General features: G+C 41.5%; 13 protein-coding genes. 11 read left to right on the top strand and 2 right to left on the bottom strand.

The window, feature by feature from the left end; all coding sequences use genetic code 11:
- The coding region (locus ACEYKX_RS10390; protein WP_373780722.1) for a hypothetical protein at positions 1 to 184 on the bottom strand (184 nt) is incomplete at its 3' end.
- A gap of 90 nt (positions 185 to 274) precedes the next feature.
- Positions 275 to 1099, bottom strand: coding sequence for a formate transporter FocA (focA, locus tag ACEYKX_RS10385; RefSeq protein ID WP_373768078.1), 825 nt, complete (start codon positions 1097 to 1099; stop codon positions 275 to 277).
- A gap of 181 nt (positions 1100 to 1280) precedes the next feature.
- On the opposite strand from focA, the gene ACEYKX_RS10380 reads away from it, so the two are divergent.
- The 11 genes from ACEYKX_RS10380 (at position 1281) to gnd (ending at position 10211) form a co-directional block, all read left to right on the top strand.
- Positions 1281 to 1769: a YqaA family protein gene (locus ACEYKX_RS10380; RefSeq protein ID WP_373768073.1), complete on the top strand. Its 489-nt coding sequence runs from the start codon at positions 1281 to 1283 to the stop codon at positions 1767 to 1769.
- 70 nt (positions 1770 to 1839) lie between these two features.
- Positions 1840 to 2400, top strand: coding sequence for an ADP compounds hydrolase NudE (gene nudE, locus ACEYKX_RS10375; RefSeq protein ID WP_373768074.1), 561 nt, complete (start codon positions 1840 to 1842; stop codon positions 2398 to 2400).
- Positions 2381 to 2773, top strand: a complete 393-nt coding sequence (locus tag ACEYKX_RS10370) for a hypothetical protein (protein WP_373768075.1) — start codon at positions 2381 to 2383, stop codon at positions 2771 to 2773. The genes nudE and ACEYKX_RS10370 overlap by 20 nt, the downstream gene beginning before the upstream one ends.
- 116 nt (positions 2774 to 2889) lie before the next feature.
- Positions 2890 to 3702 (top strand): 3'(2'),5'-bisphosphate nucleotidase CysQ, encoded by an 813-nt coding sequence (gene cysQ / locus ACEYKX_RS10365; RefSeq protein ID WP_373768076.1) that lies wholly within the window; start codon positions 2890 to 2892, stop codon positions 3700 to 3702.
- A 75-nt stretch (positions 3703 to 3777) separates the two neighbouring features.
- Positions 3778 to 5262 (top strand): glucose-6-phosphate dehydrogenase, encoded by a 1485-nt coding sequence (gene zwf / locus ACEYKX_RS10360; RefSeq protein WP_373768077.1) that lies wholly within the window; start codon positions 3778 to 3780, stop codon positions 5260 to 5262.
- A gap of 116 nt (positions 5263 to 5378) precedes the next feature.
- Positions 5379 to 6077: a 6-phosphogluconolactonase gene (pgl, locus tag ACEYKX_RS10355; protein WP_373766987.1), complete on the top strand. Its 699-nt coding sequence runs from the start codon at positions 5379 to 5381 to the stop codon at positions 6075 to 6077.
- Positions 6078 to 6109: 32 nt separating this feature from the next.
- On the top strand, positions 6110 to 6502 hold the full coding sequence (locus ACEYKX_RS10350) for a GNAT family N-acetyltransferase (RefSeq protein ID WP_373766988.1): 393 nt from the start codon (positions 6110 to 6112) through the stop codon (positions 6500 to 6502).
- Positions 6503 to 6730: 228 nt separating this feature from the next.
- The gene (locus tag ACEYKX_RS10345; RefSeq protein WP_373766989.1) at positions 6731 to 7624 is read left to right on the top strand and encodes an ORF6N domain-containing protein; all 894 of its coding nucleotides are present in this window, start codon (positions 6731 to 6733) and stop codon (positions 7622 to 7624) included.
- Positions 7625 to 7684: 60 nt separating this feature from the next.
- Positions 7685 to 8044, top strand: coding sequence for a DUF1304 domain-containing protein (locus tag ACEYKX_RS10340; protein ID WP_373766990.1), 360 nt, complete (start codon positions 7685 to 7687; stop codon positions 8042 to 8044).
- Positions 8045 to 8094: 50 nt separating this feature from the next.
- On the top strand, positions 8095 to 8613 hold the full coding sequence (locus ACEYKX_RS10335) for a transposase (RefSeq protein ID WP_373766991.1): 519 nt from the start codon (positions 8095 to 8097) through the stop codon (positions 8611 to 8613).
- 143 nt (positions 8614 to 8756) lie between these two features.
- Complete coding sequence (gene gnd, locus ACEYKX_RS10330) at positions 8757 to 10211, top strand: decarboxylating NADP(+)-dependent phosphogluconate dehydrogenase (RefSeq protein WP_373766992.1); 1455 nt, start codon at positions 8757 to 8759, stop codon at positions 10209 to 10211.
- Positions 10212 to 10367: the final 156 nt, after the last annotated feature.

Raw genomic sequence — 10367 nt, 5'->3', positions numbered from 1 at the left:
TTTTTTCCATTACATCGTCCCAAAGCGCTGTCGTTGCTTGGGTTGCCTCTGCTAAGAATGATTCATCACCTTCATACGGCGTGTAGTTCTTTTGGATAAAATCACGGACGTTTACCTCGGTTTGCCATGCACCCGGTGCAAAACCTTCCCACGCTTTTTGTTGAGCTGCTGTTAGTTGAGTCATTTTAAGTCCTCGTTAGTTAATGTATAAGTTTTCGCAAGCGGTCTGTTTTAAGAAAAAATTTGCAAAAAAAGACCGATTACAAGTGTTGAATCAATGTTTTTTCAGATGCAAAAACCACTGCACCATCCCGATAAAGAATGCTCCACCCACAATATTACCCAGTGTAGCCGGAATTAAGTTTTTCTCGATGAAATGTGCCATAGTTAAATCCGCATATTGCGCGGGATCAACACCAATCGCCGTCCAAAATTCAGGACTTGCGGAACCATGGATTAACACCCCCATCGGTACCATAAACATATTTGCCACACAGTGTTCAAAGCCCGAGGCGACAAACATCGCAATCGGCAAAATCATCACAAAGGTTTTATCCGTTAAACTTTTTCCCGCGTATGCCATCCATACTGCGATACATACCATCAGGTTACAGAAAATTCCTAAGCTGAACGCTTCAATCCACGTATGATGGATCTTATGTTGGGCCGTATTTAAAATCGTCAATCCCCATTGACCGTTCGCTGCCATAATTTCGCCGCTGAACCAAACCAGCAACACTATAAAAGTCGCGCCGACAAAATTACCGCCGTATACTACAAGCCAGTTTTTAAACATTTGAGCCCAAGTGATGCGCTTACTGGCTTTAGCGATGATAGTCATGGTCGAAGAGGTGAATAATTCGGCACCGAACACCACGCACATAATAATGCCGAGAGAGAAAACCGTTCCTCCGATGAGTTTCGCAACGCCCCAAGGTAACTCCGCCGCGCCGACTTGTGTAGTAGCATAAAAAACAAATGCAATCGAAATATATGCGCCGGCAGTAATGGCAGAAATAAAAGAATAAAATTGATTTTTGGAGGCCTTATAAACCGCACCGTCTTCAGCGATTTTAGCCATTTCAGCAGGAGAAAACATCATTATCCTTAATAAAATTTGAAAATTTGCAAAATTTGTTGAGAATTATAGACTTCTTGGAGTGATCATCAAATAAATTTTACGAATAAAATAAATAAAGTCGTCCGCTTTATTGATTCACATCAAGATTTAACAAAATCAAAAAGCTAACATTACTTAAATTTAACAAAAACACTACAAAATGATCGATTCTTTTATTGCATGGATGAACCAATTTTTCTCTTTCGAGAATCAATTGATTACGATGTTTCTCAGCGCTTTTTTGAGCGCATCCTTGCTGCCCGGAAATTCAGAAATTGTTTTCAGCGCATTTATTTATCAGGCATTAGACAATGCAAATGGTTCAATCTCTACCGAGATAATTTTATTGTTTACCTGTGCGTCTGTAGGCAACAGTTTGGGGGGACTGACGACTTATGCGCTCGCTTTATTCGCTCCCGCTCCAAAACCGAAAGCGCAACGGCGAAAAGCAGCCCGATGGGCGTTACATTACAGTCAAAAATACGGCATTTGGATGTTGTTATTCAGCTGGCTACCGATAGTCGGGGATGTACTTTGTGGCGTTGCCGGCTGGCTTCGTTTCAATATTTGGATCAGCATTGTATTCATCACGATTGGAAAAACGATACGTTATGCCATTCTTTTTTGGGGTATCTATACCCTTTACTGACTTTAACGTGAGTTTTTCGATAAAAAGTGATATGTTATGCCAATTATTTTACCCACATTCCGTTTACTCCATGACAAACAAAAAGCTGCCTGAAATTCTGCGCATTTCAACCATTGCCAAAACCCGTATTTTTGAGGTGCAATCGGTCGATTTGCGTTTTTCCAACGGTGAACAACGAACTTATGAACGCCTTACCCCGCAACGCCGTTCATCCGTGATGGTATTGCCGATTCACAACGATCAACTTATTTTTGTCAAAGAATATGCGGTCGGACCGGAACGCTACGAACTCACGTTTCCCAAAGGCATTGTCGATACAGGGGAAACACCGATAGCAAGTGCAAACCGAGAGTTGCAAGAAGAAATCGGTTTTGGCGCCAACACATTCAAACCATTACGGACGTTATACAGCGGTCCCAGCCACATGTACGGTTTAATGCATATTTTCGTTGCACAGGATCTCTACCCTTCCCGACTTGAAGGCGATGAGCCGGAACCGTTAGAAATCGTTTATTATCCGTTGGACGGCATCGATGAATTATTAGCCGACCCGAATTTTGCCGAATCACGTAATTTATCCGCCCTGTTCTTACTTAAGGAATATTTGAAAAATGCCTCATACCGGTTCTAAAATCTTGCTGATCTTTCCGCTGATAACCCAACTGCTCTTTTCCCTGCTTTCTTTCATATTCAGTGGGTTCACGTATTGGGGGAACGGCTTTGTCTTTTTGCTCGCAACCTTACCGGCATTTTTATTTTCGCTGATCTGTTACAAACAACAGTATCATCAACGTAATCTCATTCAAATTGCATTTTTCTCCGGAACTATCACGTTTATTTGCACCCTGATTACATTTTCCACCATATTGGCATCGGAAAACATGTCAGAACCGCTTTCAACATGGGAACACTCCTTAGCGGTTATTTTCTATGCATTCATGTTTGCGTTGCCGGCAATTGCTTATGCCATCACGGTGTTACGTCTATTTTTGCCTAAGAAATAACCGAATCTTTTTTGCATTATGCCGTTTGTGCGGTATGATCCGCATTAAATCGCAGAGTGGGTTTCCCCATCAATTGATGAGTAGTCGTGGGTTCGAACCCACCCTACGGAGTTTATATGCAAGTACTTAATCCATCATTATTAGACAACATTCTAGATATTGCCAATCAAGCCGGCAAACACCTTAAACGTTTTTATGCTGAAACCGTTGAAGTTCAGATTAAATCGGATAAAACACCGGTCACCGAAGCGGATCTATTCATCAGTCAATTCGTGATAGAACAACTACAAGCCTTAACCCCAACCATCCCGATCTTATCGGAAGAGAGCTGTAAAATTCCGTTGGCGGAACGTTCGCAATGGCAGGAATATTGGATTGTCGATCCCCTTGACGGCACGCAGCAGTTTATTGATCGAACGGATCAATTTTCCGTCGTCATCGGCTTGGTGCAACATAACCGCCCGGTTCTTGGCGTCATCCATGCACCGGCGTTGAATAAAACCTATTATGCCATGGAAAAGCACGGCGCATTCTTATCCGAAAACGGACAAACTCGATCTCTTAGCGAAAACGGTAAAAATCAGCCGGAATCCGACCGCTTGCTAATCACTATCGGCACCTCCAGTAGCCAAACCATTGCCCAAACCATTCAACCGCCTTATCGGTTTGACTTTCTTAAATACGGCTCAAGCAGCTTAAAAGCCGGTTTGGTGGCTGAAGGCAAAGCCGACTGCTACGTACGTTTTGGCGACACCGGCGAATGGGACACCGCCGTTGCCGAAATTTTGTTAGCCGAAACCGGCGGGCAGATTTTTGACCTACGCTTTCAACCACTCACCTACAATCAACGGGAAACCTTCGTTAATCCCTATTTCGTTATGGTCGGAAACAAACAACGCAACTGGCAATCCGTCTTTCAATTCAATTAGTTTTATTGATTGGTAATACAAACAAAGCTATTGCACAATGCTACAAAAATTTAACAATTAAAATCAGGATAACAAATGAAAGCTGACAATAACTGTATTGTAATTTTCGGCGCCTCCGGCGATTTAACTTACCGCAAGCTGATTCCGGCGCTCTTCCATCTTTACAAAATCGGCAGACTCGCCGAAAACTTTTCCGTACTCGGCGTTGCCCGAACCGAATTAACCGATAACTCGTTTCGTCAAAAAATGCATGATGCATTGGTCAAATTAGAAAATGCAAGCGGTGAGATTTTAGAAAAATTTTGCGAACACCTTTACTATCAGGCGGTTAACACCTCCGATGCCGTAGACTATGCAAAACTCCTTCCCCGCTTAGACGACCTACACGATAAATACGGTACGGGCGGTAATACGCTGTATTACCTTTCTACCCCACCAAGCTTATACGGCATCATACCGGAATGCCTTGCGGCACATGGCTTAACCACTGAAGAATTCGGTTGGAAACGGATTATCGTTGAAAAACCGTTCGGTTACGACATTGAAACGGCAAAAGCCCTTGATATTCAAATCCACAAATATTTTGAAGAACACCAAATCTACCGTATCGATCATTATTTAGGTAAAGAAACGGTACAAAACTTACTTGTTTTACGTTTTTCAAACGGTTTGTTCGAACCGTTATGGAATCGTAATTTCATCGACTACGTAGAAATTACCGGTGCGGAATCCATCGGTGTGGAAGAGCGCGGTGGCTATTACGATGGTTCGGGCGCTATGCGCGATATGTTCCAAAACCATTTATTACAAGTGTTAGCCATGGTTGCAATGGAACCGCCGGCAATTATTAATGCCGACTCCATGCGTGATGAAGTGGCGAAAGTACTCCACTGCTTACATCCGCTGTCTAATGAAGACATCAAAAACAATTTGGTGTTAGGGCAATATGTTTCAGGCACGGTAGACGGTAAGGTCGTCAAAGGCTATCTCCAAGAAAAAGGCGTACCGGAAGAGTCCAATACGGAAACCTATATGGCGGTGCGTTGCCAAATCGATAACTGGCGTTGGGCGGGCGTGCCGTTCTACGTTCGCTCGGGTAAACGCATGCCTGCTCGAGTAACGGAAGTCGTTATTCACTTTAAAACGACTCCGCACCCGGTATTTAGCCAAAATGCCCCGGACAATAAATTAATTATCCGCATTCAACCGGACGAAGGTATTTCCATGCGTTTCGGCTTGAAAAAACCGGGTGCCGGCTTTGAAGCGAAAGAAGTGTCGATGGATTTCCGCTATGCGGATTTAGCTTCACCAAGTTTGTTAACGGCGTATGAACGTTTGTTATTGGATGCGATGAAAGGCGACGCCACCCTATTCGCCCGTACCGATGCAGTTCATGCCTGCTGGAAATTTGTTCAACCGATTTTAGATTATAAAGCCGAACGTGGACGAGTTTATGAATACGAGGCAGGTACGTGGGGGCCTTCGGAAGCCGATAAACTGATTGCCAAACACGGCAAAGTGTGGCGTAAGCCAAGCGGTTTGATGAAGAAAAAAGTTTAAATCTCCCCCTGCCCCCTCTTTTTCAAAGAGGGGGAATAAATACAAGATCATCTCTATTCCTCATAAATTTCCCCCTTTGAAAAAGGGGGATTAAGGGGGATTTTAAGGAAAGTGAAATGAACACAATTATTTTTAATACCGCCCAAAACGCCGTTGAAAAAATCGCCGAAGAATTTAAGGCTTATAGTGAACAAAATCGCCCTGTACATATTTCGTTATCGGGTGGGAGTACACCAAAACTGCTGTTTAAAACCCTTGCTCAAGAGCCGTATAAAAGCCAAATTCAATGGCAAAATTTACATTTTTGGTGGGGCGATGATCGTATGGTTCCGCCACAAGATCCTGAAAGTAATTACGGCGAAGTGCAAAAATTACTGTTTGATCATATCGAGATCCCAGCAAAAAATATCCACCGTATTCGTGGCGAAGAGCCTGTGGAACAAGAACTTGCAAGATTTTCGCAAGAACTGACCGCTTGTATCCCGAACGGTGAGTTTGATTGGATTATTTTAGGCATGGGAACGGACGGACATACCGCGTCCCTTTTCCCACATCAAACAGATTTCAATGATCCGAATTTAGCTGTGATTGCCAAACACCCTGAAACAGGGCAAATCCGCATATCCAAAACGGCTAAATTGATTGAACAAGCCAAACGCATTACTTATTTAGTCACAGGGGCAAGCAAAGCGGAAATCCTCAAAGAAATCCAAACTACCCCGGCGGAAAACCTGCCTTACCCAGCGGCAAGAATTAAAGCGACAAATGGTGTGACCGAGTGGTATTTGGACAAAGAAGCAGGTGCATTACTTTAATTTTTGTGAATAGATTGCCAATGAGTTAAGCCATGATTGAATATAAAATCAATATTCCTCTCTCCGTAGAGCAATATCGCACATTATTAAATCGAACAACGTTGGGAGAACGTCGTCCGCTTAATGAATCCGAGCGTGTAGAATCCATGTTAAAGCACGCCAATTTAATCATCTCCGCATGGGATAAGGATGAACTGATTGGCGTTGCCCGCTCCCTGACGGATTTTAGCTACTGTTGCTATTTGGCAGACTTGGCGGTGCGGGACGACTACCAAAAACAAGGTATCGGGCAAGTACTCATTCAGCAGACTCAAAACGCACTGCACCCAAAAGCAAAACTGATTTTGCTCGCCGCACCCCAAGCGGTCGACTACTATCCGCACATCGGTTTTGAGAAACACCCGAGTGCATGGACGAAAAATTAAAAGATTGGGTATTGTTCTTTAAATATGATCGCATTGCGAGGTTAACACTAATTGATGGTGAGTATTTAAGATCACAAATTGTGATCTTAAAATTTAAATTTGCGATCTGTGTCGAAAAATCGTAAGAAGGTATTCGAACTTCGTTATAAGAAGGTTCATTCTAATTTCTATTTGAGGTCACAAGTTGTGACCTCAAAATGCTAAAAATAAAATGCTGAAGGAAAAAAGATGAACCAATTAGTACAAATTAATCCTGAATTGGAAGCACAGATTTTTACGGTAAGAAATGTTCAAGTAATGCTTGATAGCCATTTGGCAAGCCTTTATCAAGTAGAAACGAGAACATTTAACCAATCGGTTAGACGAAATTTGGAGCGCTTTCCAGCGGAATTTCGTTTTCAATTGACGGAAAGTGAGTGGCAATCTCTAAGATCACAATTTGTGATCTTAGAGAAAGAAGAAAATAAAAATGCGAAGGGTAAACATAGAAAATATTTACCCTATGCCTTTACCGAACAAGGTATTGCAATGCTTTCAACCGTATTGCGTAGTGAAGTTGCAATTCAAGTCAGCATTAAAATTATGCAGGCTTTCGTACAAATGCGACACACGTTGCTGAATAATGCCGGCGTTATTCAACGATTAGAAAATGTAGAACGTAAGCAGATTGAAATGTCTGGGCAATTGGAGCAAGTATTCTTAGCTCTAGAAGGAAATAAACCACGCACTCAGGGTATCTTTTTTGATGGTGAAACCTTTGATGCTTATGCTTTTGTAGCCGATTTAGTAAGAAAAGCAGAATCTTCTATTATTTTGATTGACAATTATCTTGATGATTCTGTCTTGACGCTATTTAGTAAACGTAAATCAGGTGTGGATGTCACACTTTATACAAAAACAATCAGCCGACAGTTGGCACTTGATTTAGAACGCTATAATAGTCAATATGAGCCAATAACGATAAAACCGTTTAGTCAATCACACGATAGATTTTTGATTTTAGATCGCACCGAACTCTACCATATCGGTGCCTCATTAAAGGATTTGGGCAAAAAATGGTTTGCCTTTTCTAAAATGGATTTATCAACCAGTAAAATTTTAGAACAGTTAGAAGAACAATAAGCAAGCGGTCAGATCTGCAAAAAATTTTGCAAAATGCACCGCTTGTCAGGAAGGAAAATAATGTCAATACTGGCTTATATTTTAACCATCATTGTCGCCCTTGAACATTTCTATATTATGTATTTAGAAATGTTTGCGTTAAACAGCCCGAAGGCAAGGCAGATTTTTAATTTAGACGAACAAACAGCAAGCAACCCTAAAATTCAGTTGTTGTTTGCGAATCAAGGGTTGTATAACGGCTTTTTAGCCGCTGGGCTTATTTTTTCCCTTTGTATTCAACAAAGTACGGTGACTAATTTCTTTTTAAGTTGCGTGATTGTTGCTGCGGTTTATGGGGCGATAAGTGCGAAAAATAAAGGGATTTTGATTAAACAGGGAATGCCGGCGGTGTTGGCGTTAATAGTAAATTTGTTTGCATAAATATGTAGGGGCAAATTACATTTGCCCCATAAACCCGAAATAAATCTTTTATGACAAAATATAATGCTGACATTCATCATAGAAAATCAATTCGTTTGAAATATTATGATTACCGCAAAGAAGGATTTTATTTCATTACGATTTGTTGTAAAAACAAAGAATGTTTATTTGGACAAATCGTCAATCAACAAATATTGCTAAATAATTTAGGTCATTATGTGAAAAAATGTTGGGAACAAATTCCAGAATTTTTCCCACAGGCAAGAATAGATGAATTTGTTGTTATGCCTAATCATTTACACGGTATTATCGAAATCATCGAATATAATAGGGGCAAATGTAATTTGCCCCTACAAAAAGGAACATCGCAAACAATCGGTTCAATAGTGCGTGGTTTTAAATCAGGTGTAACATCTTGGGCAAGAGAAAATACAAATATCCTTGATGTTTGGCAACGCAATTATTATGAGCATATTATTCGAGATGAAAAATCCTATTTAAAAATCCATGAATATATTCAAAACAATCCTATTTTTTGGGAATTAGATCAATTATATGTGAAACAGTAGGGGTTAATCACACTAACCCTAATAAATTATCGTAAAATTCGGGGCAAATATAATTTTCCCCTACAATATATATTAGATATAAAACTGTAGGGGCTAATTACATTAGCCCCAAAAAAAATTTAACAATCCAACAGGAGCAAAAAATGTCAGTAAAAGGCGATATCGGCGTTATCGGTTTAGCGGTAATGGGTCAGAACCTTATTTTAAATATGAACGACAACGGCTTTAAAGTCGTGGCGTATAACCGTACTACGTCAAAAGTGGACGAGTTTTTAGCAGGTGCAGCGAAAGGCACAAACATTATCGGGGCGTATTCCTTAGAAGATTTAGCCTCGAAATTAGAAAAACCACGCAAAGTGATGTTAATGGTGCGTGCGGGTGAAGTGGTCGATCAATTTATCGATGCATTATTACCGCACTTAGAAGTAGGCGACATCATCATTGATGGCGGTAACTCGAATTACCCTGATACCAACCGCCGTGTGAAAGCGTTAGCGGAAAAAGGCATTCGCTTTATCGGTTCGGGCGTGTCGGGCGGTGAAGAAGGGGCGCGTCACGGGCCTTCCATTATGCCGGGCGGTAATGAAGAAGCATGGCAATACGTTAAACCGATTTTCCAAGCAATTTCAGCAAAAACCGACAAAGGTGAGCCTTGCTGTGACTGGGTGGGCAAAGAAGGTGCCGGTCATTTCGTGAAAATGGTACACAATGGTATCGAATACGGCGATATGCAGTTAATCTGTGAAGCTTACCAGTTCTTAAAAGACGGTTTAGGTTTAAGCTATGATGAAATGCAGGCGATCTTTGCTGAATGGAAAAAAACTGAACTTGACAGCTATCTCATTGATATTACAACGGATATTTTAGGCTACAAAGACACAGACGGTACGCCGTTAGTGGAAAAAATCCTTGATACCGCAGGTCAAAAAGGTACAGGAAAATGGACAGGGATCAATGCATTAGATTTCGGTATTCCATTAACCTTAATCACCGAGTCAGTGTTTGCTCGTTGCGTATCTTCATTCAAAGATCAACGTGTTGCCGCCTCTAAATTATTCAACAAAACTATCGGCAAAGTGGAAGGCGACAAACAAGTTTGGATCGAAGCGGTGCGTAAAGCGTTATTGGCGTCAAAAATTATCTCTTACGCACAAGGCTTTATGCTGATTCGTGAAGCGTCTGAAAACTTTGGTTGGGACATCAACTACGGTGCAACAGCATTATTATGGCGTGAAGGTTGTATCATTCGTAGCCGTTTCTTAGGCAACATTCGTGATGCTTACGAAGCGAACCCGGATTTAGTGTTCTTAGGTTCAGATGCTTACTTCAAAGGCATTTTAGAGAACGCATTAAGTGACTGGCGTAAAGTGGTGGCGAAGTCTATCGAAGTCGGTATCCCAATGCCGTGTATGGCAAGTGCGATTACCTTCCTAGACGGTTATACTTCGGATCGTTTACCGGCAAACTTACTCCAAGCACAACGTGACTACTTCGGCGCACACACTTATGAGCGTACTGATAAACCTCGCGGCGAATTCTTCCACACCAACTGGACAGGTCGCGGTGGGAATACGGCATCGACAACTTATGATGTTTAATTAAATCGATAAGGGGCGAATCATTCGCCCCTTTGATTATAGCTAGACAAAGTCTAGCTATAAAAACCATACGCTATGCGTATGGAATCAAAGAGCTTAAGCGATGAACAGAATAAAAAAATCCTCCTATAATGAATAAGGCTGACAACCAAAATT

It is taken from the genome of Glaesserella sp., from assembly GCF_041817755.1.
Taxonomy (GTDB): Bacteria; Pseudomonadota; Gammaproteobacteria; order Enterobacterales; family Pasteurellaceae; genus Glaesserella.
The sequence above is the reverse complement of the archived record's forward strand: the minus strand, read 5'-3'. Positions and strand labels throughout refer to the sequence as shown.